Raw genomic sequence first — 21,831 nt, forward strand, 5'->3', positions numbered from 1 at the left:
CGGCAGGCCAGACGGGGAAGCTTTTTTAACGGTAGTGGCGGGTCATCGATTCCAGAGCGATAGGCGCTGCCCGGCACAGAAGCATTTCCGCAACGAGCGTTGGCTCAAGTTTGAAACGAATAGTCATGCAGTACGACCGCCGAGTACCTCAGCCACCCAGTCGGCGATGTACTGGCCGGCATTGATACTGTTGTCGAAGCTCGAATGCTGCACGCCGCCCTCACGTTCGGTGAAGATTTTCAGTTCGCGTTTGGGGCTGTTGACCAACTGTTCGTAAGTGCGGTGGGCCCACTTCAATGGAATCTGCGAATCCTTTTCTCCGTGGGTGACCAGGAAGGGCACCTTGATGCGGTCCAGGATGCCGTCCAGATGAACGTTCTCGGCGATGGTCATGAACTCGTCCGTGTCCTTGGCACCCCAGACCCAAGACACATGCGACCAATAATGCGGCACCGGGAAGCTGCCTTCCTTTTCCATTCGACGTTTCTGCACATCACGCCAATCATGGTTGGCCCCCCATACGACGCCGCACGCGAAGCGCGGCTCGAAGGCTACCGCGCGCGGGCAGTAGTAGCCTCCAAGCGACACACCTTCCAGGCCGATGCGTTTGGCGTCGACATCGTCGCGGGTTTCCAGCCAATCCACCACGCGGCTGGCCCAATGCTCACTGTCGAAACGCGCAGTCAGATTATGTAGCCGGAGCGCTTCGCCCGTCCCGGGTTGGTCGATGATCAACGATGACACGCCACGTTTGGCCAGCCAGGCGGGCAGGCCGACGCGGTATTTCATTTCTTTGGTGGAATCCAGTCCATTGACCTGCACCAGGATCGGCGCTGGGCCGCTGACGCCTTCGGCACGGACCAGCAGACCGGAAAGGTGTTTGCCTTCGTAAGGGATTTCAACGCGCTCGCAATTTTCCCGTGCCAGTTCGATACTCCGTTGGAAGGTGTGCAGAAAGCGCTGGTACAGCTCCGTGCGGCCCGGTGCACCGTGGGCCTGCAGGCGTTCGCAGCTCAGGTAATAGGTCGCGGCGCGGTTGTATTTTTCACCGGCAGACAACAGTCGACCCTTGCCTTCGTCTTCTTCCGCCAGGCCGCACAGCTTGTCGGCCATGTTCGCCCAGGTTTCACGGAAGGCTTTGCTGCCGGCGGCATCCGGCTGTTTGGCGGCTTCTTGCAGCGGCGCGCACATTTCCTCGATTTCGCCGATGCGGGCGCCCATTTCAATGGCCAGGTCGACGGAAAGATTCCACACGTAGTTGGTCGGGAAGTAGCGAAACATGATTGTTATTGTCCTTGTGCAAGCAAAGGCAGGCGGCCAAATCCGGAGCGGGGTACGCCAGACCTGACGGTTCGAAGCAGGCTAAGGGGAGGCCCATTGTTTGGCCAATCGCGAGTCAGGATGGGAGGTATTGCGAACGGCGATAGGGCGCATATGCGCCATTGGCTTGAGTCTCGGCGCGCGCATGAATCCTGGCCCGCCGCCGAGCAGCGGGAGCGACTACTGCTCCAGCTTGTTGATGATCTGACTGATTTTCGCCCGCAACCAACGGTGCATCGGATCTCCTTCCATGGTTCGGTGCCAGAGCATGAACTCACGCATCACCGGGATTTTCACCGGAGGCTGCAAGATGCGCAGCGGCAGGTAGTTGGCGTAGAGCCTGGCCATGCGCTGGAGCATGGTGGCGACACGTTGGGTGCCGACAATCAACTGCGGCAGGGTGTTGAAGTCATGGGTCACCACTTCCATGCGACGGGTGAATCCATACTGGCTCATCAACCACTCTTCGACGCTCAATTGCCGGTTGCGGCCAAAAATCACCGAGACATGGCCCATCTCGATGTACTGATCGAGGGTGATGCTGTCGCCCACCTGGGTGTTGCCGTCCCACACCACGCAAACGTGCTCTTCTTCGAACAGCAGCTGCGAGGGGTGGCCTTCGATGAGGTAGCGCTCAGGCACGATCATCATATCGGCCTCGCCGCGCATCAGCATCTCAGTGGACGTGTCACCGGGACCCAGCAATTCGAAGGTGATGTGCGGGGCTTCCAGGGAGATCTTCTGGATCACCCGGGCAAACAGGACGCTGATCAGATAGTCGGAAGTGATCAGGCGAAAATGGCGCTTGCTGGTGGCGGGATCGAACACCGGTTTGGCGGTGATCGAGGACTGGATCGTCAGCAGCACCTGGCGTACGGGCGCCGCCAGCTCGCGGGCATAGGGCGTGGGCTGCATCTTGCGCCCGACCTGCGCCAGCAGTTCATCTTCGAAGTAGAGGCGCAGCCTGCCCAGTACGCCGCTGGTGGCGGATTGAGTCATGTGCAGGCGTTCGGCAGCGCGGGTGATGTTCTGCTCTTCCAGTAACACATCCAGCGCCACCAGGAGATTGAGATCCAGGTGGTTGAAGCGCATGGCGGTCTCGATTCTTGTATTTATTTTGTAAATACCTTCCGGCCTTCCTATCGCGGCGTCAAGTCCCGTGAATGGATGAATCGAACGACGCCTGGTTCGATTTTCCATGTCACTTGCGCCGCGCAGCCAGGTATCGCATTTGCCGATAGGTCGCATCCCGACAAGCGATTAGTCAGTGGGTTTTTGCCCCTTCAGTATCGGCCCACAGTCGGTTGGCGTGACGCTTCATCGACTTCAAGACCCGCCTCGGCAGCGCTCCGCCTGGCACGGTTCCCGTAAGCGGGGTGCTGGCCTGCGCTGAATAATTACAATGGAGTGGTAACTCAATGAACATCATTGGCCTTGATGCCTTGATTTTTGGCGTCGACGATATTCAAGCCTGTACCCATTGCCTGCGTGACTACGGCCTGCGCCCTGTCGATGTCGACAGCGAGGGCGGTCGTTTTGAAGCCCTCGACGGCACGGCGGTGATTATCCGTCATGCAGACGATGCTCGTTTGCCGGTGGCCATCGGGCCTGCTCCCTCGATTCGGGAAACCGTTTATGGCGTGGCCGGCGTGGCTGACCTCGAGGCCATCGCCGATGAGTTGGGGCGCGACCGCCCGGTGACCCGCGGTGCCGATGGCTCCGTGCACAGCGTGGACGATATGGGCTTTGCCATTGGTTTCCAGATCAGCGTGCGGCGTGCGTACAGCGCGCCCGCCGACCTGACTAACGCACCGGGCCATGTCCCCCAGCGGCCGGTCAACCAGCCGGGCATCAGCCCCGATATGCAGGCTTTGCCGCGTACCCTGTCCCACGTGGTGTATTTCGTGCCGGATGCAGCCAAGGCCGAGGTTTTTTACCAGCGCCTGGGCTTCGTGACCACCGACACCTTTGTCGGCGCGGGTCCGTTCATGCGGCCGGCCGGTTCCGATGACCATCACTGCCTGTTCATGATCCAGACACCGCCACACATGAAGGGTTGCGAGCATTTCACCTTTCACATGGGCAGCGGCACGGAAGTCCTGCTGGCCGGACGTCGCTTCGAGCAGCAAGGCTGGACCAGCTTCTGGGGGCCGGGCCGCCATCTCTTCGGTTCCAACTGGTTCTGGTACTTCAACAGTCCGTTGGGCTGTCACATCGAATACGACGCCGATATGGACAAGCACGATGACGCCTGGCAAGCGCGCCAGGCGCCACTGTCGGCGGATAATTCGCAATTGTTCCTGTTCACCTCCCGGGAAAAATGGTTCCCGAGCGGCCCTCCGCCCAAGCAGGCCTGAGTGTGGAGGTTGTCCATGAGTCACGAGGCCCTGGTGCTCTGTTGCCTGGATGAACTGGTGGAAGGGCAGGCCCGCGGGTTCGATCCCCTGGGCACGGGGAAGGACAGTGTGTTCGCCCTGCGCCATGACGGCGAAGTGCGGGTCTATCGCAACAGCTGTCCGCACCTGGAGGTGCGCCTGGAGTACCGCAAGGATCGTTTTCTCAGCGTCGATGGCCGCCAGATCGTCTGTTACGCCCATGGTGCCCGGTTCCTTCCGGACAGTGGTCTGTGCGTCTACGGGCCGTGCCTGGGGGACAGCCTGAGCGCACTGCAATGGCATGCAGAGGCCGATTGGCTGGTGCTCGAAGCGGATCAGTTGGAGGCGTATGCATCCTGATTAACGTATCGCGGTAGCTGATACATCGTATCCCTACATGCGATTAGTCAAACGCCTGCTTTGCCGAGAAAGTGAACACAACGCGGTAGCGAATGCGTGCAAACACAGCCGGTGGTCAAGCCTGGGATCGCTCCGGCAGAACGCTAGCGTGAATAACAAGAATAAGAGTGAGACGAGCATGAACGCAGTGAAAAAGGTGCTTATCGTCGGTGGTGGTATCGGTGGTCTATGTGCGGCAATCGCTTTGCGTCGCCAGGACATCGACGTCGATCTTGTCGAGCTCAAGACGCAGTGGACAGTCTATGGCGTTGGCATCATCCAGCAGAGTAACGTCGTCCGTGAGATGGCCAAGCTGGGTGTGTTGGACGGCTACTTGGATGCCGCCTACGCGTTCGAGGATGTGACCATCAACACCACCGCCGGTGAACAACTGGCGCGAATTCCCGGCAAGCGCCTGGCGGGGCCCGAGTATCCAGCCAACGTCGGCATCTCGCGCCTGGCCCTGCATCAAGTCCTCAGCGAAACCGTTGCTGCCCTTGGCGTCTCGGTTCGTCTGGGCCTGAGTGTCGAGTCGCTGGAGCAGATGGGCGAGGGCGTCGATGTGCTGTTCACCGATGCCAGTCGCGGTCGCTACGACCTGGTCGTCGGCGCCGATGGCCTGTACTCCCACCTGCGCGGTCTGCTGTTTGGCGAGCAGTACCTGCCGCGCTTCACCGGTCAATCGGTGTGGCGCTACAACTTTCCTCGTGCCGCTGGAATTGATCATCTGGCCACCTTCCAGGGACCTGCCGGTAACGCCGGGCTGGTGCCGCTGGGCCGCGACCAGATGTACCTGTTCGTGACTTCCCATGAGCCCGCTAACCCCAGGATGGAGGCTGCCACGCTGGCGACCCAGATGCGCCAGCGCCTGAGTGGTTTCACCGGGCTGATCGGCGAACTGCGCGAGCAAATAACCGACAGCGACCAGGTGGTCTACAAGCCGCTGGAGGTGCTGTTCGTCAGCGAGCCCTGGTACCGCGGCCGTGTCGTGCTGATTGGCGATGCGGTGCACGCCACGACGCCGCACCTGGGCCAGGGTGCCGGCATGGCCATCGAGGATGCCGTGGTGCTTGGCGAAGAGTTGGTCGCCGGCGGCAACGTCGAACAGCAGCTCGAACGCTTTATGGCGCGCCGTTATGAGCGCTGCAAATTCATCAGCGACAGCTCGGTGCTGGCCGGTGACAAGGAAATGGCCCACGACAGCAGCTTCGACCGGATCGGCCTGGTCAGGCGGATGCTCGACGTCACGGCAGCGCCTATCTGAGGCGCCGGCAAAACTGAATTTGCTCTCCCATGGATGCTTCATGCCTGTGCAGGCTTGGCCCGGTTCGACTGCGGGCGCCGTTCCACCAGAAGAGCTGACATACAACAACAATAAAGAGGGTTACTTCGATGGCTACTCGCAAGTTCGCTGCGTCGCGGCGCGTCCCCTTCACCCTGACCCTTGCGGCCAGCCTGGGGCTTGGCGCTTCGGCTGCCCAGGCCTTTCAGATCGACACCGGTAGTCCCGATCTCAGCTTGCGCTGGGACAATACGCTGAAGTACAGCGCGGCCTGGCGCCTGAAGGAGCCCAGCAGCAAGCTTAGCGAGGGGCAGACGGCGCTGAACCAGAATGACGGTGATCACAACTTCGGCAAGGGCCTGATCTCCAATCGCCTGGATATTCTTTCCGAACTGGACATCGGTTTTCACAACTTTGGTGCCCGTCTGAGCGGTGCGGCCTGGTACGACACTGTCTACCAGGACCGCAACGACAACAACGACGCGGCCAGTGCCAACCAGCGTTCGGTGGGTTTCAACGAGTTCACCAGTGATACCCGTCAACTGCACGGCGGTGACGGTGAACTGTTGGATGCGTTCGTCTACTGGAACGGTGAGCTGGCCGACCGTACCTTGTCGGTTCGCGCCGGGCGCCACGGGCTGATCTGGGGCGAGAGCCTGTTCTTCGGCGGCAACGGCATTGCCGGAGCCATGGCGCCGGTGGACGTGGTCAAGGCGCAATCGGTGCCCAACACCCAATTCAAGGAAATCACCCGACCGGTCAACCAGCTCTCGACCGCCTACCAACTAACCGACGATGTGTCATTGGGCGCCTTCTACCAGTTGGAGTGGGAAGCCACCCGCTTGCCGGGCGCCGGTAGCTATTTCTCCACCAGCGATACCATCGGCGACGGCAATGAACGGCTGATCACCGGCGGGCCGTTCCCGGATTTCCTCGGCGGTAATGCCAACAGCCCGGCTGCGTTTTTCCATGGCAAGGACAAGAAAGCCAGGAGTTCCGGCCAGGGCGGCCTGCAGCTCAAGTACAACACCGGGACGACGGATTACGGCCTGTACGCACTCCAATATCACGAGAAAACCCCAACGCTGTACTTGAAGCCGAATGCCACCGGGCCGAACTTCAGTACCGGGCAAGTCGGCGAATATTCCTGGGTCTACCCGGAAGATATCCGGGTCCTGGGCGCCAGTTTCGCGACCTCCGTGAACGAGTACAGCTTTGCCGGCGAGGCATCGATGCGCTGGAACATGCCGCTGGTGTCCAACGCCCAGACCGTCCTGCCGGGCGCCGAGGCGGACAACAACGACGACGCCCTCTATGCCGTCGGCCGTACGGCCCACGTCAACCTCAACGTCCTGGCATCGCTGGGCCCTTCCTTCGTCGCCAATGAAGCCAGCCTGGTAGGGGAAATCGCCTGGAACCGCCTGCTCGCCGTAACCAGGAACCGCGCCGCCCTAGACCCTAACGCCACTGATGATGGCCTGGGCTTGAAGTTGGTTTACACGCCCACCTATCGCCAGTTCTTTCCGGGCGTGGATATCAGCGTGCCGCTGGGCATCAGCTATTTCCCCATGGGCAAGTCGGCTGTGATCAGCGGGTTCGGCCCCGACAGAGGCGGGGACATGAACATCGGCGTCTCCGCCACCTATTTGGACCAAGTGACGGTGGGGCTGACCTACACCCACTTTTACGGTCCCGAGGACACCAGCCTCAACGCCGCCAACCAGTTCAATTACAAGCAGTCGCTGAAGGATCGGGATTACCTGGCTTTCTCCGTCAAGACCACGTTCTAAGAGGATTTGCGCATGACCATTCAGTTCACTCTAAAGGCCTTGTGCTTAACCCTGCTGGCCGCTGCCGCGCCGATGGCCTTGGCCGCCAGCGCCGAACAAGCGGCCGCGCTGGGCAAGACCCTGACGCCCTTCGGTGCCGAGAAAGCCGGCAATGCCGACGGCAGTATTCCGGCCTGGGACGGTGGCTACACCAAGGTTGATCCAGGCTACGTCTCGGGCGGCAAACGCAGCGATCCATTTGCTGCGGACAAACCCTTGTACAGCATCACCGCCCAGAACCTGGCCAAGTACGCCGACAAACTCAGCGACGGCACCAAGGAGCTGTTCAAGCGTTTCCCGGACACCTATCGCATCGATGTCTATCCGACCCGGCGCACGGCGGCCGCGCCGCAGTGGGTCTATGACAACACGTTCAAGAATGCGACCCGCGCCAAACTGGTCGACAGCAGCGCCGGACTGATCCCCGACGGTGCCTATGGCGGGATCCCGTTCCCGATTCCACAGAATGGTACCGAAGCCATCTGGAACCATGTGCTGAACTGGCGCGGCACTTCGGTGGCGGGGCACTTTCGCCACTATCTGATGACCGCTGACGGCAACCAGGTGATGACCAGCGACGGCCTGTTGACCCAGGAAATGCCCTACTACTTTCAGGAGGGCGGCCCTGAGAACTATTCGGGCGACTACTGGCAGGTGCACTTTGTCAATCTCGGCCCGGCGATTCGTGCCGGTGAGCAGATCCTGGGGCGTGAAAACATCAACGGTGACAAATCCCAGGCCCATGTCTACCTGAGCGGTCAACGCCGGGTACGCACGCTGCCCAATGCTTGCTGCGATACGCCGACGCCGTCCACTGCCGGGGTCATGTCCTTCGATGAGTTGAGTGTGTGGGGTGGTCGCACGGACCGGTTCGACTGGAAACTGGTGGGCAAGCAGGAGATGTATGTCCCCTACAACACCAACAAGGTGCAAAACGCTGCCCAGCCGCAGGACCTGCTGGGCAAGCACCATCTGAACCCGGACTACGTGCGCTGGGAATTGCACCGCGTCTGGGTGCTCGAATCGACGGTGGCCGCCGGCAAGCGCCACCAGTTGCCCAAGGGGCGTTACTACCTCGATGAAGACACTTGGCAAGCCCTGCTCGGCGACCGTTGGGATGCCAGCGGCCAACTGGCCAAGACCCTCTGGTCGCTGCCTTCCGTATTGCCCGACCTGCCTGGGCTGGTGCAACTCTCTTCAGGTTTTTATGACCTGACCTCCGGTGCGTGGTTTATCCAGAATCTCTATGCCGGGTTGCCGGATCAGTATCGCGCGGTCGATCGCTACAAGTCCTCGGAGTTCTCGCCCGCGGCGATGGCGGGGCGTGGCGTGCGTTAGACCTGAGCCGAGAGTGAAGGGCAGGCCTGCCGGTCTGCCCTTGGGATACGAGTGTTTGTCCGAGGTAGGTTATGAACAGAATCAGTCAGGCGAGCGCGTTGCTGTTGGCCTTGTATTTGCCCCTCGCCACGAGCGAGTGTCTGGCCGGGTCGGCAGCGGTGGGCGTGCCGCTCAATACCCCGGCCATGCGGGTACCGGCTGCGCAGAACGGCGTATTGATCGACCTGGCGCGTGCCGGCACACGCCTGGTGGCCGTGGGTGAGCGCGGCCTGGTGCTGTTCTCCGACGACAATGGGCAAAGCTGGCACCAGGCTTCGGTACCGGTTTCGGTCAGCCTGACGGCGGTGCGGTTCGTGGATGCGCAAAAGGGCTGGGCAGTCGGTCATGCGGGCGTGGTGCTGGCGACGCTGGACGGCGGCGAGCACTGGACGCTGCAGCTCGACGGCGTACGCGTGGCACAGCTGGAACTGGACGCCGCCAAGGCGGAACAAGCCACCGCTGTCGACCCGGATGCCGCCCTGATACGGGTACAAAATGCCGAGCGTCTTGTCGCCGATGGTCCAGACAAACCCTTTCTGGCACTGGAGTTCGTCGACGCACATCGCGGGCTGATCGTCGGTGCCTACGGTTTGGCGCTGCTGACCACCGATGGTGGCGCCACCTGGCAATCGCTGATGGGGCAAATTGCCAACCCCAACGGCTTGCACCTGTACGCCATCAGTCGCCACGGCACACGTTGGTTCCTGGCTGGCGAGCAGGGCTACCTGGCACGCTCGGACGACGATGCGCTGTCGTTCAGTCAACTGGACAGCCCCTACGAAGGTAGTTTCTTCACCCTGCAGAACCGCGCGGATGGCGCGCTGATGGTCGCCGGTCTGAAGGGCAATGCCTTTGTCTCCCACGACGCCGGCGCAAGTTTCCAGCGTCTTTCGGTGCCCGTACCGATCTCCTTCAACGACGCCACACGCCTGGCCGACGGCCAACTACTGCTGGTCAACCAGGGCGGCATGCTGTTTCGCAACAGCGAGCAGACCGGGGCGGCGCTGCTGCCGTTGGGAACGCCCTTGGGCAAACCTGTTTCAAGTGTGATCGAGGCCGCCGATGGCAGCTTGATCGTTGCCGGTTTCACCGGGCTGCAGCGTCTTGCGCAGCCAGCCACTGCCGCTCCGGAGTGAGGTTATGACGTCCCCTGATAAATTTTCCCCGTCTCGTGCAAGTACGTTCGATGACTTTGATCCACGCTCCGGCTCGCTGCTCGAACGAGCATTGTTCAACCATCGTCTGTGGGTGTTGCTGCTGTGCCTGGCGACCACGCTGGTGCTGGGGTGGCAGTCCATTCGTGTCGAGCTCAATGCCAGCTTCGAAAAAATGATTCCCACCCATCAGCCCTATATCGCCAACTACCTTGAGCACCAGCAGGAGTTGAGCGGGCTGGGGAATGCGGTGCGCATTGCAGTGGTCAACAAGCGGGGCGACATCTATGACAGCGCCTACCTCAAGACCCTGCAGGCGTTGAGCGACAAGATCTACCTGCTGCCCGGTGTCGACCGTGCGTACATGAAATCGCTCTGGACGCCGGCCACGCGCTGGGTGGCGGTGACCGAGGCGGGCCTGGAGGGTGGGCCGGTCATTCCGGATAACTACGATGGCGGCGCAGCGAGCCTTGCGGCATTGCGGCGCAACGTGCAGCTGTCCAACGAAATCGGCCAGTTGGTGGCGTTCGACCAGGCTTCGAGCATCATCCAGGTACCGCTGCTGCAGCGCACCCCGGACGGCAAACCCTTGGACTACAGCCAACTGTCGCAACAGTTGGAATCATTGCGCAGCCAATACCAGAGCGACAGCATCGACATCCGCATCACCGGTTTCGCCAAGAAAGTCGGTGACCTGATTGCCGGCCTACGGCAAATCCTGATGTTCTTCGCCGTGGCGATCCTGATCACCACGGTGGTGCTTTATTGGTACACCCGCTGCATTCGCAGCACTCTGTTGGTGGTGTTCTGCTCATTGGTGGCGGTGGTTTGGCAGCTCGGCTTGCTGCCGCTGCTCAATTATCAACTGGACCCCTATTCGGTGCTGGTGCCGTTCCTGGTGTTTGCCATTGGCATGAGCCACGGCGCACAGAAGATGAACGGCATCATGCAGGATATCGGGCGCGGCATGCACCGGGTGGTCGCCGCACGCTTCACCTTCCGCCGCCTGTTTCTCGCCGGCCTCACCGCGCTGCTGTGTGATGCGGTCGGTTTCGCGGTGCTGATGATCATCAAGATCCAGGTGATCCAGGACCTGGCGATGATTGCCAGTATCGGCGTGGCGGTGCTGATTTTCACCAATTTGATCCTGCTGCCGATATTGCTTTCTTATGTGGGGGTCAGCCGCCGTGCGGCGCAACTGAGCCTGAAAAGCGAACACGCCGAACTGGCCGGCCACAATCGCCACGGATTCTGGCGCTTCCTCGACCTGTTCACCCAGCGCCGGTGGGCGGCGCTGTGCATCGCCCTGAGCCTGGCGCTGGCGACGCTCGGCTTCATCGTCAGCCTGCAATTGAAAGTCGGTGACCTGGATGCGGGCGCGCCTGAGCTGCGGGCCGACTCGCGCTACAACCAGGATGATGCATTCCTGACCCGGCATTACGGCGCCAGCAGCGATCTGTTCGCGGTCATGATCAAGACACCCGCCAGCGCCTGTTCGCGCTATGACATCCTGAACAAGGTCGATGCCCTCGACTGGCAGTTGCGCACCTTGCCGGGTGTCGATTCGACCAATTCCCTGGCGTTGCTCAACCGCCGCATGCTGGTGGGCCTGAGCGAAGGCAGCCCGAAATGGTATGAGCTGCAGAACAACCAGGCGATGCTCAACATGGTCACCGCCGGGGCACCGCGCGGTTTGTACAACGAAGACTGCAGCCTGCTGACACTGTACGTCTACCTCTCCGACCACAAGGCGCAAACCTTGAGCCGCCTGGTGGATCACGTCGAGCAATTCGCCGCGGCGAACAATACCGATGACGTCCAGTTCCTCCTGGCCGCTGGCAATGCCGGGATCGAGGCCGCGACCAACATCGTCGTCAGGCAGGCCAACCGCGAAATGCTGTTCTGGGTCTACGGCGCGGTGATCCTGCTGTGCCTGATCACCTTCCGTTCCTGGCGCGCCACGATTTGCGCGGTGATTCCGCTGATGCTCACATCGATCCTCTGTGAGGCGCTGATGGTCTGGCTGAACATCGGCGTCAAGGTCGCGACCCTGCCGGTGATTGCCCTCGGCGTGGGCATCGGCGTCGACTACGCGCTGTACGTGATGAGCATCCTGCTCGGTCATATGCGCCAGGGCACAAGCTTGTCTGAGTCGTATTACCGGGCACTGCTGTCCACCGGCAAGGTGGTGATGCTGACTGGCGTGACCTTGGCGATCGGCGTGGCCACCTGGATGTTTTCGCCAATCAAGTTCCAGGCTGATATGGGCGTGCTGCTGGCCTTCATGTTCGTCTGGAACATGGTCGGTGCGCTGGTTCTATTGCCAGCCCTGGCTCACTTCCTGTTGCCGAGCAAGCGGGTGAGCGCGGGGCAGGCCGAAGCCAGACCCAGCCATTCGACGAGCTTGCCGATGATGCCTGCCGTAGCCGAGGAGGGGGCTTGCGTGAAGCACTCGCTACGCCTGACTTCAGAGCACGATCAAACGATAAAAGACGCCAATCCCGTCGCGTCATAACAACAAAAAAGGACGTTCCCATGCCTCGTGTGCATTTGTTCCAGCAGTCTCTATGGTTCGACCTCATCGCCGGCCTGAGCGCCTTTGGTATGGCATTTTGCGCGGCGCAACCTGCGGAGGTGTGCGATGAACGTTGAACGCCAGGCGCGGCTACCGCAATCCTTGTTGCTGTTGCTCGGCAGTTGCCTGCCAGTGCTCGGTGCGGTGCTGCTGGCCCCCGTCCTGACGCGTATGCAGGAACACTTCGCCGACACACCGGGTGTGGCCGTGCTGGTGCCCATCGCCCTGACGCTGCCGGCGTTGATGATTGCGTTGTTGGCTCCCGTGGCCGGAATCATCGCTGACCGGCTGGGGCGCAAACCGTTGTTGATCGGTGCGATGGTGCTCTACACCGTCTGCGGCGTGCTGCCGCTATGGCTGGAGTCGCTGCAGGTCATCGTGATCAGCCGCGCCGGCATCGGTGTGGCCGAAGCGGCGATCATGACCTGCTGCACCACGATGATGGGCGACTACTACAGCGGCGCGCGACGTGAACGCATGTTCGCCCTGCAAATGGTCGCGACCTCATTGTCGGCGGCGATCTTCATTGCCATCGGTGGAGTGCTCGGCGAGCACGGCTGGCGTACCCCGTTTGCCCTGTATGGGTTGGGGCTGGTGTTCCTGCCGCTGATGGCCTGGTTGCTATGGGAGCCGCGTGCGCAGGCGGCCACCCTCACAACGGCGGGCAGGGCATTACCCTGGCGCCCGCTGGCACCGTTGTATGCCCTGGCATTCCTGGCGGGCCTGAGCCTGTTCATCGTGCCGGTACAAGTCGGTTACCTGCTTAACCTGCTGCATGTCGAAGGTTCGCAGCAGATCGGCCTGACCATGGGCGCCAGTCAGTTCGGCGTATTGGTCGGCGCCCTGAGTTTTCGTCTGTTGAGCGGTGTGCCGGCGCAGCGGCAGATGCTCCTGGCCTTCGTCGCGGCCGGGATCGGTGGCGGGCTGCTGGCGGTAGCCGACAGTCACGGGCTGGTGGTGATCGCCGTCCTGATCAACGGTCTGGGCATCGGCCTGATGATGCCGACCCTGCTCACCTGGATCATGAGCCAGGTCGACTTCCAGCAGCGCGGCCGCGCGGCCGGCGGCTTCACGGCGATGTTCTTCGCCGGTGAGTTCGCCAGCCCGCTGGTGGTGCTGGCGATCACCGGCGGGGTAATCGGCGCCTTGCCAGCCGCACTGGGCATCGTCGCGGGCGTTCAGCTGGTGGTAGCCCTGGCCTGTCTTCGGTTGCGAGGCAGCGGGGCTGCTTTTACTACTGCGGTTGTCGCAGACCCTGAGCACTGACCTGCCCATTCGACGTTTCATAAAAATAAGAACAACGAGGAGAACATCATGAGTTATTTGCTCAACACCTGGTACATCGCTGGATGGGCAGACGAGCTGGCGCAAGGTGGCATGCTGGGCAGAACCATCGTCGAGCAACCCATCGTGTTCTTTCGCGATAGCCACGGTGTGATCCAGGCGCTCGCCGATCGTTGCCCGCACCGTTTTGCCCCGCTGCACATGGGCAAGGTTGTCGGCGACAGCGTCCAGTGCCCGTACCACGGCCTGCGTTTCGATGGCAGTGGCCAATGCACGCAAAACCCCCACGGCGATGGGAATATCCCCAAAGCCGCCTGTGTTCGCGCGTTCGCAGTCGTTGAGCGCCATGGCGCGATCTGGGTCTGGCCTGGCGATGCGAGCCTGGCCAACGATGCGCTGATCGCGGATTTTTCCTTCTTCGAACAGGCGCCCACCCATGCCAAGGGGCACGGGTATTTGCCAACCCGCGCGCACTACGAGTTGCTGTCCGACAACATCATGGATTTGAGCCACGTTGATTTCCTCCACCCCGATACGCTCGGTGGCGGGGCGCTGTCACGCACCCGCGCCACCATCGAGGAGCTGCCCAACGACCGTGTGCGCATCAGTTGGTGGGCACCGGATGATGTGCCTCCTCCGGCTTTCGGCGCTCACCTTGAAGACCCGACCCGGGCGGACGTCTGGGCTGAAGTGATCTGGCACGCGCCCGGCCTGATGTTGCTGGGCAGCGGCGCCACGCCTCCCGGGCGGCCCAGGGCCGAGGGACCAGTGACATGGAACCTGCATCTGATGACGCCGCAGGACGCGGCCAACACCCATTATTTCTTTGCCAACACGCGCAGTTTCGAGCAGGACAATGCGCAGTTGAATGCCTTCGTCCAGGAGATGTTGATCGGTATTTTCGCCGGTGAAGACAAACCCATGGTCGAGGCTCAACAGCGCCAGATTGGTGAGGTTGAACTGCTTGGCCTCAACCCTGTGTTGCTGCCAGTCGATGCAGGGGCCGTGCGCTGTCGACGTGTTCTGCGTCGATTGATGGAAGCCGAGCGAGCGGAGACGCAAGCCAGTCGGTCATCAAACTATGAAAAAGAGGAACTGCGATGAGCTTTCTACGCAACGTCTGGTACGCGGCCGCCTGGGGAAACGAGATCAAGGCTGGCGAGTTGTTCCAACGAACCTTGCTCAATGAACCCGTGGTGTTTTTTCGCGACACCCAAGGTAATGCCCAAGCCATTGCCGATCGCTGTCCCCACCGTTTCGCGCCCCTGGGCATGGGCATCCTCAAAGGCGATGCGGTGCGTTGTCCGTACCACGGCCTGGAATTCGATGGCAGCGGCACCTGTGTGCATAACCCTCATGGTGATGGTGCAATTCCCAAGGCGGCAAAGGTCAAGGCCTACCCGCTGGTTGAACGCTACAGCCTGCTGTGGATCTGGATGGGCGATGCACAACTGGCCGATGCGACGCTGATTCCGGATTTCAGTTGCATGGATGAAGACCGTTGGTATGTCGGCAAACGCTACCTGCACGCCAGAGCCAACTACGTGCTGGAAACCGACAACATCATGGACCTGAGTCATATCGAATTCTTGCACCCGTCTACGCTGGGTGGCGATGGCGTCAAGAGCGCGTTGACCAGCGTGCAAGAGGAGGGCAACACCGTTTGGTCCAACCGCCAGACGGTTGCGGAAATCATGCCGGAGTTTCTCTACACCGCCTGGAACATTCCTCAGGGCACACCGGTGGACCGTTGGATCGATGTGCGTTGGGATGCTCCGGCGAACATGTTGCTGTTTTCCGGCGCCGTGGCGACCGGGCTCCCCAGGGATAAGGGCGTTTCCACACCGATTCCGCATCTGTTCACTCCAGAGACCGAGACCACGACTCACTACTGGTTCTCAGTCTGTTTCCCCAAGGCAATGGGCGAATTTGCCGAGAGATTCGCTGATGAGCAGGCGGCCGCGATCAGCCGGCCCTTTGCCGATGAAGACTTGCCAATGCTCGAGGCGCAGCAGCGCATGATGGGCGCTGCATCGTTCTGGGACTTGAAGCCGGTCCTGCTGATTGGTGATGCAGGAGCGGTCCGGGCGCGGCGTGTCCTCGACCGCATGATTGCTGCCGAACAGCCTGCGGGTGCCCAGTGATGATTGAAGTCATCGTCACTCGCAAGCGCCTCGAAGCCGAGGGCATCTACAGCTTCGAACTGGCCCCGGTCGAAAATTCCATGCTGCCTGCCTTCATCGCTGGCTCGCATATCGACGTGCACCTGCCCAATGGCCTGGTGCGCCAGTACTCGCTGTGCAATCACCCGGAAGAACGCCACCGCTACCTGCTGGGAGTGTTGCTCGACCCAGCGTCTCGCGGCGGTTCGCAGGCCATGCACCAGCAAGTGCACGAAGGCAGCCGGCTGCGCATCAGCAAGCCACGCAATCTGTTCCCGCTTGAGCATGGGGCTGGGCACAGCGTGCTGTTCGCCGGCGGTATCGGCATCACGCCGATTCTCTGCATGGCCGAGCGCCTGGCGCGGATCGGCGCGCCTTTCGAGCTGCACTATTGCGGTCGCTCGGTCGGGCGCATGGCCTTTATCGAGTACCTGCGCCATTCGACGTTTGCCAAGTGTGTGCAGGTTCATGTGGACGATGGCGAGGATGCCCAGCGTCTCGACGCCGCTCGGGTTTTATCCGGGCCAGCCGCCGACCGTCACCTGTACGTCTGTGGCCCCAACGGTTTCATGGAACACGTGCTTGGCACGGCTCGCGAGCAGGGCTGGGCCGAGGCGCGACTGCACCGTGAGTACTTTACCGCCGCCGCTGCCCCGGCGGGTGAGGCGGGCGGGTTCGAAGTGCAACTGGCGAGCACCGGACAGTGTTTCCAAGTGCCGGCCGCGCTCAGCGTTGCCCAGGTGCTGTCGGAGGCCGGCATCGAGATCCCGTTGTCTTGCGAGCAGGGCATCTGTGGCACCTGCATCACGCGCGTGCTGGAAGGCGAGCCAGAGCATCGTGACATGTTCTTGACCGATGTCGAGCGAGCCCGCAACGACCAGTTCACGCCGTGTTGCTCGCGCGCCAGGAGCGCGCGGCTGGTACTCGATCTTTAAGGTTTTTCCATGCATCCATCTTTACCCGCTGCGGTGTTTCGCCAACTGATTGAGGAGTCGGACATGCAACAACTTCCTGGTTTCAAACGCGTGGTCACCGGGCACGATGCCCAGGGCCAGGCGGTGGTCGCGCTCAGCGGACCGACGCCCAATAGCTTCCCGCTCAAGGCCGTGCCTGGCACGGTCTTCCATGAGATCTGGAGCAGTGGCGCCAGCCCGGCCGTGCTGGATAACGGCGACGACCCCACCCGCAAGCCGCTTCAATTGAGTCCGGCACCCCTGGGCAGCGTCATTCGCGTGGTGGATATCCCGCCCGACAGCATGCAGAACCAAATCAGCGCCGAGGATGCCGCGGCGGCCTTTGTCGAAATTGGCCAGGCCCATGCCGGTACGGGACAGGCAGATTCCAAACACAAGCTGATGCACCGCACCGAAACGCTCGATTACGGCGTTGTCACGGAGGGCGAGGTGTGGCTGGTGCTCGATGGCGAGGAAGTGCATCTCAAGCGCGGTGACATCGTCGTGCAGCGCGGCACCAACCACGCTTGGAGCAATCGCACCGAGCAGATGGCGCGCATGTTGTTCGTGCTGCTCGATGGCCGCTTCGCCCCCGAGCTGCAAGGAGAACTGGCATGAAGCTCAGCACCCTGAAAGATCACAGCCGCGACGGTCGCCTCTTGGTCGTGTCGCGCGACCTGGCCTGGGCGGTGGAGGCCAGCGATATCGCCGCGACGCTGCAGGCCGCCCTCGAGCATTGGTCGAACGTCGAAACGGCCTTGCGCTTGCGGTATGACGCCTTGAACGAAGGCACGCTGGCCGGTGCCTTCGCCTTTGATCCGGGGCAAGCCGCCGCGCCCTTGCCACGTGCCTGGCAGTGGCTGGACGCCTCGTCTTTCCTCAGTCATGGCGAGCGCATGCAGAAGGCGTTCGCGCTGGATCCGATCGAAGGTGTTGAACACACGCCGCTGATGTACCAGGGCTCTGGCGATGATTTTCTCGGCGCTCGCGATGACATTGTGCTGCCTAGTGAAACCCATGGTATCGATTTCGAAGGTGAGTTCGCGGTATTGGTCGATGAGGTCCCCATGGGCTGCTCGGCGCAAGAGGCCGCCGACCATATCCGGCTCATCGTGCAAGTCAACGATGTCAGCTTGCGTGCGCTCGCCCCTCGGGAAATGAAGACCGGCTTCGGTTTTATCCAGGCCAAATCCTCGTCAAGTTTTGCCCCGGTGGCGATCACCCCCGACGAGTTGGGCGAGGCCTGGCGCGACGGGCGTGTGCACTTGCCGCTGAGGGTCGAATGGAATGGCCAGTGGTTCGGTCATGCCCACGGTGGCGCCATGCATTTCGGCTTTCATCAATTGATCGCCCATGCGGCGCTGACCCGGCGACTCAGGGCCGGCTGCGTGATCGGTTCCGGCACCGTTTCCAATGCCGATCCCACGGTGGGCGCTGCGTGCATCGCCGAACGTCGTGCCGTTGAGATGATTGAGCACGGCGCGCTACGGACGTCCTTCATGCGCTTTGGCGACCGCGTGCGCATGGAGGTCTTCGATCTGCAAGGGCAGTCGGTGTTCGGGGCGATAGACCAGTGCATCGTGCGCGGAGGCCTCCCATGCGCGTAATGATTACCGGGGCCAATGGTTTTGTCGGCCGGGCGTTGGTGACACGATTGCTCCAAACCAATGAGTTGCGAGGCCGGTCGATCAGCGCGTTGATATTGTTGGATAAGGAATTGGTGGGGTTTGCTGAGGATAAGCGCCTGCGCCGGCATTGCGGCAGTGTCACCGACGCCGCGTTATTGCGCCGGGCCTTGGCCGATGGCATCGATGTGGTCTTTCACTTGGTCAGCATCCCGGGTGGCGCGGCCGAGCAGCACTATTCACTGGGCTATCAGGTCAACCTGCTGGCAAGCCTGGAGTTGCTTGACCAGTTGCGCGAGCAGCCTGGTACGCCGGTGCTGGTGTATGCCAGCAGCGTGGCGGTGTACGGCGGCGACCTGCCGGCTCGCATGGATGAGCGTGCCGTGCCGCACCCGCAGTTGAGTTACGGTGCGCACAAGGCGATGGTGGAAATGGCGATCAATGACCTTGCCCGACGGGGCGAGGTGGACGGTCGTGCCGTGCGCCTGCCCGGCATCGTCGCCCGTCCACGTGAACCCAATGGGCTGCGCTCGGCGTTCATGAGCGATCTACTTTACGCCTTCGCTCAAGGTGAACCGTATTGCTGCCCGGTGTCGCCGCAGGCACAGGCATGGTGGATGTCCGTGCGGTGTTGCGTGGATAACCTGCTGCGGGCCGCCGAACTGCCCGCCGTTGAGCTTGGTGAGTCACGTGTCTGGCAATTGCCGCTGTTGCACCTGTCCATTGCCCAGGTCATGGATGCCCTGGCCGCTGCCTACGGCCAGGAACGCCGCGCGCTGATCAGCTTCGCGCCGGATGCCGGGCTGCAAGCGTTGTTCGGCAACTTCCCTGCAATGAAAACCCCTCTGGCCCGCGCCCTTGGCTTTCGCCATGACGGCTCTGCCGGCGCCTTGATACGAAACAGTTTGAACGCTGCTGCCCCGGCGCGTCGTATGCGTGGACGGGTGGCGCTTGGAGTGACTGATCATGCAAACAGCTAAACGTCGCCTGGTGGACCTGTCCGTCACCCTGGACAACAACCCCTACACCGATCCGCCGCCATTGCTGCCGAAAATCGACTACATGGACCATCAGCAAGGCTGGCCGGAGATGGCCGCGATGTTTCCCGGCCTGTCCAAGGCGCAACTGCCTGGCGACGAATCCTGGGCGGCCGAGCGCCTGCAGATCACCACGCACAGCGGTACGCACATGGACGCCCCTTGGCACTACGCCTCGACCACGGACGGTGGCAAGCCGGCGTTTGGCATCGACGAGTTGCCGCTGGACTGGTGCCTGCAACCCGGCGTCAAACTGGACTTTCGTCATTTGCCGGATGGCCATGTGGTCAGCGCTGCCCAAGTGCAAGCAGAGCTGGAGCGTATTGGCCATGTTCTACGGCCGCTGGACATTGTCCTGGTCAATACCCGTGCCGGCGCGCTGTTTGGCCAGCCTGGGTACCTGGACGCCGGGGTTGGCATCGGCCGTGAGGCCACGTTGTACTTGTTGGAACGCGGCGTGCGCGTGGTGGGCACCGATGCCTGGAGCTGGGACGCGCCGTTCAAGTACACACGCGAACGCTTCGCCGCCACAGGCGACGCCTCGATCATCTGGGAAGGGCACAAGGCCGGACGCGACATCGGTTACGGCCAGATGGAGAAGCTGGCCAACCTGGAATGCCTGCCGGCCCATGGTTTCCAGGTGTCCTGCTTCCCCTACAAGATCAGGCACGCTTCGGCCGGTTTCGTCCGCGCCGTAGCGATTTTCGAGGAATGAGCGTGCCGGCTGCCGGTGGGAAAAAGCGCGCTAGCCTGTCCCAGGGGCTCGAGGCGCTGCTGTCGGAGCACATTATCGAGGGACGGCTGCGTGGCGGTGAACAGTTGCCCACCGAGTCGGCCCTGATGCTGGAGCATGGCGTCAGCAGGACCGTGGTGCGCGAGGCCATGTCGCGTCTACAGGCCGGGGGAATGGTCGAGACACGCCACGGCATAGGGACCTTTGTATGCGGTAGCGCCCTGTCGTTGGGGGCCTTCATCGACCCGGAGACGATCGGTCTCATCACCGATTCGCTGGCGATCATGGAGTTTCGGATCGGTCTTGAGGTCGAAGCCGCCGGGCTCGCGGCCCAGCGACGCAACACGGATCAGTTGACGGGGTTGCGGGCACTTCTCGATCAGCTCGGGCAGCCGGATGTCAGCGTCAATGATCGGGCGGCGTTGGATTTTCAATTCCATTTGGGCATTGCCCAGGCGACCGGCAACCCCTACATCGCCAGCACACTGCTCAACCTGGGCGAGGTCATCATCCCCCGCAGCCGACTGGATTCTGCGCGTCTGTTTCACGATGAGCCTTTGCATTACGAACAGCGCATGCAAAGCGAGCACGAGCAGATTTACCAGGCGATCTTCCATCAGGACACTGAGTGTGCGCGTGCCGCGATGCGCCTGCATCTCCAGGACAGTCGCGAATACTTGCACCAGGCCCGCCAAGAGTTGATGACATGACGCAGAACCAGAGCTACCCGGTGCCGGACATGGCCACGCAGCCTACTGCCACGGCGCTCACCATCATCGATCCCCGCTGGACTTTGTTCGTCCGGGTCGTGGCGGCTGGCAGTCTCAGCAAAGCGGCCGTACTGCTGGACATGCCGCAGTCCATGGTGAGTCGCAATATTGCCCTGCTCGAATCGCAATGTGGCGAACGCCTGTTCCATCGCAACGGACGTGGGGTGGTTCTGACCGAATTTGGCGAGCAGTTGCTGCCCTGTATATCGGATCTTCTGGCGAACGCTGAAAGCCTTGTCGATGACATTCGCAACCTGCGTGGAAAGCCGGTGGGGGAGGTAGTTGTGGGCATGTTGCCTTCCGCGGTGCGCCGGTTTGCGGGGACGCTCTTTTCTGCGGTGCGCGCGCAGATGCCCGGGGTGAGATTGCACCTGATCGAGGGCGCCAGTGCTCAACTCGAAGAGCAGTTGCACGATGGTCGTCTGGATATGGCGCTGGTGCTGCGCGAGAGCGAGGCGAGCATCGGGCAAGCCCATCTGTTGGTCAGGCTACCGCTGCACCTGGTCGGACCCGCCTCCGATCCTCTGCTCGGAAATCGAGATATTGCGCTGGAAAATCTATCTGGGTTGCCATTGGTCGTGCCTGGGCGGCCGCATCTGCTGAGGGCCAGGCTCGATCATTTGGCTGCGGAGCAAGGCGTGGAACTGTGCGTGGCCGTGGAAGCCGACTCGGTCCAGCTCCAGTACGAAGTCGTCGCGGCAGGCGGAGGCTATGCGATTGCCTCGGTGTTGCCGGGCTCACTGGATCAACGACTTATTTCATCGCGCATTATAGAGCCCGTGTTGGAGCGCTTTGTCGTGCTGGTCGAATCGCCCCGGCGCCCCTTGACCCGTGCTTCCCGTGAAGTGCGCCGGCTGATTTGCAATCTGTCCATGCCATCGATTTAAGCGATAGCTGCTTTGCATCCCCAGCAGTATTCGGTGGGGGGCGCGCCTCGTAGGGTGTCAGTCAACCAA

Annotated in this window: 19 protein-coding genes; 17 read left to right on the forward strand and 2 right to left on the reverse strand. The window is 61.8% G+C overall.

The window, feature by feature from the left end:
* Nucleotides 1-123: 123 nt before the first annotated feature.
* Both BFQ01_RS16215 and BFQ01_RS16220 read right to left on the reverse strand, forming a co-directional pair.
* A complete protein-coding gene (locus BFQ01_RS16215; RefSeq protein WP_065926043.1) occupies nt 124-1,281 on the reverse strand; it encodes an alpha/beta hydrolase family protein in 1,158 nt (385 codons plus the stop codon).
* A 219-nt stretch (nt 1,282-1,500) separates the two neighbouring features.
* Entirely contained in the window at nt 1,501-2,412 is a 912-nt protein-coding gene (locus BFQ01_RS16220; RefSeq protein WP_065926044.1) for a LysR family transcriptional regulator, read from the reverse strand.
* Between the two features lie 326 nt (nt 2,413-2,738).
* Between BFQ01_RS16220 and BFQ01_RS16225 the strand changes: the two genes are divergently transcribed.
* The 17 genes from BFQ01_RS16225 to BFQ01_RS16305 all read left to right on the forward strand — a co-directional run bounded on the left by BFQ01_RS16225 (nt 2,739) and on the right by BFQ01_RS16305 (nt 21,762).
* On the forward strand, nt 2,739-3,677 hold the full coding sequence (locus BFQ01_RS16225; RefSeq protein WP_053121646.1) for a VOC family protein: 939 nt from the start codon (nt 2,739-2,741) through the stop codon (nt 3,675-3,677).
* Nucleotides 3,678-3,692: 15 nt separating this feature from the next.
* Nucleotides 3,693-4,055, forward strand: coding sequence for a Rieske (2Fe-2S) protein (locus BFQ01_RS16230; RefSeq protein WP_065926045.1), 363 nt, complete (start codon nt 3,693-3,695; stop codon nt 4,053-4,055).
* A gap of 178 nt (nt 4,056-4,233) precedes the next feature.
* The gene (locus BFQ01_RS16235; RefSeq protein ID WP_065926046.1) at nt 4,234-5,358 is read left to right on the forward strand and encodes an FAD-dependent oxidoreductase; all 1,125 of its coding nucleotides are present in this window, start codon (nt 4,234-4,236) and stop codon (nt 5,356-5,358) included.
* Between the two features lie 128 nt (nt 5,359-5,486).
* On the forward strand, nt 5,487-7,166 hold the full coding sequence (locus tag BFQ01_RS16240) for a DUF1302 domain-containing protein (RefSeq protein ID WP_065926047.1): 1,680 nt from the start codon (nt 5,487-5,489) through the stop codon (nt 7,164-7,166).
* Between the two features lie 12 nt (nt 7,167-7,178).
* Nucleotides 7,179-8,543, forward strand: a complete 1,365-nt coding sequence (locus tag BFQ01_RS16245; protein WP_065926048.1) for a DUF1329 domain-containing protein — start codon at nt 7,179-7,181, stop codon at nt 8,541-8,543.
* Between the two features lie 71 nt (nt 8,544-8,614).
* The gene (locus tag BFQ01_RS16250; protein WP_065926049.1) at nt 8,615-9,718 is read left to right on the forward strand and encodes a YCF48-related protein; all 1,104 of its coding nucleotides are present in this window, start codon (nt 8,615-8,617) and stop codon (nt 9,716-9,718) included.
* 4 nt (nt 9,719-9,722) lie between these two features.
* Nucleotides 9,723-12,251: an efflux RND transporter permease subunit gene (locus tag BFQ01_RS16255; RefSeq protein ID WP_065926050.1), complete on the forward strand. Its 2,529-nt coding sequence runs from the start codon at nt 9,723-9,725 to the stop codon at nt 12,249-12,251.
* A gap of 126 nt (nt 12,252-12,377) precedes the next feature.
* Nucleotides 12,378-13,577 (forward strand): MFS transporter, encoded by a 1,200-nt coding sequence (locus BFQ01_RS16260; RefSeq protein ID WP_065926051.1) that lies wholly within the window; start codon nt 12,378-12,380, stop codon nt 13,575-13,577.
* Between the two features lie 48 nt (nt 13,578-13,625).
* Nucleotides 13,626-14,699, forward strand: coding sequence for an aromatic ring-hydroxylating dioxygenase subunit alpha (locus BFQ01_RS16265; protein ID WP_065926052.1), 1,074 nt, complete (start codon nt 13,626-13,628; stop codon nt 14,697-14,699).
* On the forward strand, nt 14,696-15,739 hold the full coding sequence (locus tag BFQ01_RS16270; protein WP_065926053.1) for an aromatic ring-hydroxylating dioxygenase subunit alpha: 1,044 nt from the start codon (nt 14,696-14,698) through the stop codon (nt 15,737-15,739). The genes BFQ01_RS16265 and BFQ01_RS16270 overlap by 4 nt, the downstream gene beginning before the upstream one ends.
* Nucleotides 15,739-16,692 carry a PDR/VanB family oxidoreductase gene (locus BFQ01_RS16275; protein ID WP_065926054.1) on the forward strand — a complete coding sequence of 318 codons (954 nt, stop codon included), beginning with the start codon at nt 15,739-15,741 and terminating at the stop codon, nt 16,690-16,692. Before BFQ01_RS16270 ends, BFQ01_RS16275 begins: the two co-directional genes overlap by 1 nt.
* A gap of 63 nt (nt 16,693-16,755) precedes the next feature.
* Nucleotides 16,756-17,328, forward strand: a complete 573-nt coding sequence (locus BFQ01_RS16280) for a cupin domain-containing protein (protein ID WP_065926055.1) — start codon at nt 16,756-16,758, stop codon at nt 17,326-17,328.
* The gene (locus tag BFQ01_RS16285) at nt 17,325-18,317 is read left to right on the forward strand and encodes a fumarylacetoacetate hydrolase family protein (RefSeq protein ID WP_065926056.1); all 993 of its coding nucleotides are present in this window, start codon (nt 17,325-17,327) and stop codon (nt 18,315-18,317) included. Before BFQ01_RS16280 ends, BFQ01_RS16285 begins: the two co-directional genes overlap by 4 nt.
* Nucleotides 18,308-19,315: an NAD-dependent epimerase/dehydratase family protein gene (locus BFQ01_RS16290; RefSeq protein WP_065926057.1), complete on the forward strand. Its 1,008-nt coding sequence runs from the start codon at nt 18,308-18,310 to the stop codon at nt 19,313-19,315. Before BFQ01_RS16285 ends, BFQ01_RS16290 begins: the two co-directional genes overlap by 10 nt.
* Nucleotides 19,302-20,087 carry a cyclase family protein gene (locus BFQ01_RS16295; RefSeq protein WP_027603328.1) on the forward strand — a complete coding sequence of 262 codons (786 nt, stop codon included), beginning with the start codon at nt 19,302-19,304 and terminating at the stop codon, nt 20,085-20,087. The genes BFQ01_RS16290 and BFQ01_RS16295 overlap by 14 nt, the downstream gene beginning before the upstream one ends.
* The gene (locus BFQ01_RS16300; RefSeq protein WP_027603329.1) at nt 20,084-20,815 is read left to right on the forward strand and encodes a FadR/GntR family transcriptional regulator; all 732 of its coding nucleotides are present in this window, start codon (nt 20,084-20,086) and stop codon (nt 20,813-20,815) included. Before BFQ01_RS16295 ends, BFQ01_RS16300 begins: the two co-directional genes overlap by 4 nt.
* Complete coding sequence (locus BFQ01_RS16305) at nt 20,812-21,762, forward strand: LysR family transcriptional regulator (protein ID WP_256097743.1); 951 nt, start codon at nt 20,812-20,814, stop codon at nt 21,760-21,762. Before BFQ01_RS16300 ends, BFQ01_RS16305 begins: the two co-directional genes overlap by 4 nt.
* Nucleotides 21,763-21,831 lie beyond the last annotated feature (69 nt).

It is taken from the genome of Pseudomonas sp. 8 R 14 (assembly GCF_900005955.1).
GTDB lineage: Bacteria > Pseudomonadota > Gammaproteobacteria > Pseudomonadales > Pseudomonadaceae > Aquipseudomonas > Aquipseudomonas marginalis.

Coding starts and splice junctions, on each gene's coding strand:
- BFQ01_RS16215 (WP_065926043.1), bottom strand. CDS start 1,281: ATGTTTCGCTACTTCCCGACCAACTACGTGTGGAATCTTTCCGTCGAC.
- BFQ01_RS16220 (WP_065926044.1), bottom strand. CDS start 2,412: ATGCGCTTCAACCACCTGGATCTCAATCTCCTGGTGGCGCTGGATGTG.
- BFQ01_RS16225 (WP_053121646.1), top strand. CDS start 2,739: ATGAACATCATTGGCCTTGATGCCTTGATTTTTGGCGTCGACGATATT.
- BFQ01_RS16230 (WP_065926045.1), top strand. CDS start 3,693: ATGAGTCACGAGGCCCTGGTGCTCTGTTGCCTGGATGAACTGGTGGAA.
- BFQ01_RS16235 (WP_065926046.1), top strand. CDS start 4,234: ATGAACGCAGTGAAAAAGGTGCTTATCGTCGGTGGTGGTATCGGTGGT.
- BFQ01_RS16240 (WP_065926047.1), top strand. CDS start 5,487: ATGGCTACTCGCAAGTTCGCTGCGTCGCGGCGCGTCCCCTTCACCCTG.
- BFQ01_RS16245 (WP_065926048.1), top strand. CDS start 7,179: ATGACCATTCAGTTCACTCTAAAGGCCTTGTGCTTAACCCTGCTGGCC.
- BFQ01_RS16250 (WP_065926049.1), top strand. CDS start 8,615: ATGAACAGAATCAGTCAGGCGAGCGCGTTGCTGTTGGCCTTGTATTTG.
- BFQ01_RS16255 (WP_065926050.1), top strand. CDS start 9,723: ATGACGTCCCCTGATAAATTTTCCCCGTCTCGTGCAAGTACGTTCGAT.
- BFQ01_RS16260 (WP_065926051.1), top strand. CDS start 12,378: ATGAACGTTGAACGCCAGGCGCGGCTACCGCAATCCTTGTTGCTGTTG.
- BFQ01_RS16265 (WP_065926052.1), top strand. CDS start 13,626: ATGAGTTATTTGCTCAACACCTGGTACATCGCTGGATGGGCAGACGAG.
- BFQ01_RS16270 (WP_065926053.1), top strand. CDS start 14,696: ATGAGCTTTCTACGCAACGTCTGGTACGCGGCCGCCTGGGGAAACGAG.
- BFQ01_RS16275 (WP_065926054.1), top strand. CDS start 15,739: ATGATTGAAGTCATCGTCACTCGCAAGCGCCTCGAAGCCGAGGGCATC.
- BFQ01_RS16280 (WP_065926055.1), top strand. CDS start 16,756: ATGCAACAACTTCCTGGTTTCAAACGCGTGGTCACCGGGCACGATGCC.
- BFQ01_RS16285 (WP_065926056.1), top strand. CDS start 17,325: ATGAAGCTCAGCACCCTGAAAGATCACAGCCGCGACGGTCGCCTCTTG.
- BFQ01_RS16290 (WP_065926057.1), top strand. CDS start 18,308: ATGCGCGTAATGATTACCGGGGCCAATGGTTTTGTCGGCCGGGCGTTG.
- BFQ01_RS16295 (WP_027603328.1), top strand. CDS start 19,302: ATGCAAACAGCTAAACGTCGCCTGGTGGACCTGTCCGTCACCCTGGAC.
- BFQ01_RS16300 (WP_027603329.1), top strand. CDS start 20,084: ATGAGCGTGCCGGCTGCCGGTGGGAAAAAGCGCGCTAGCCTGTCCCAG.
- BFQ01_RS16305 (WP_256097743.1), top strand. CDS start 20,812: ATGACGCAGAACCAGAGCTACCCGGTGCCGGACATGGCCACGCAGCCT.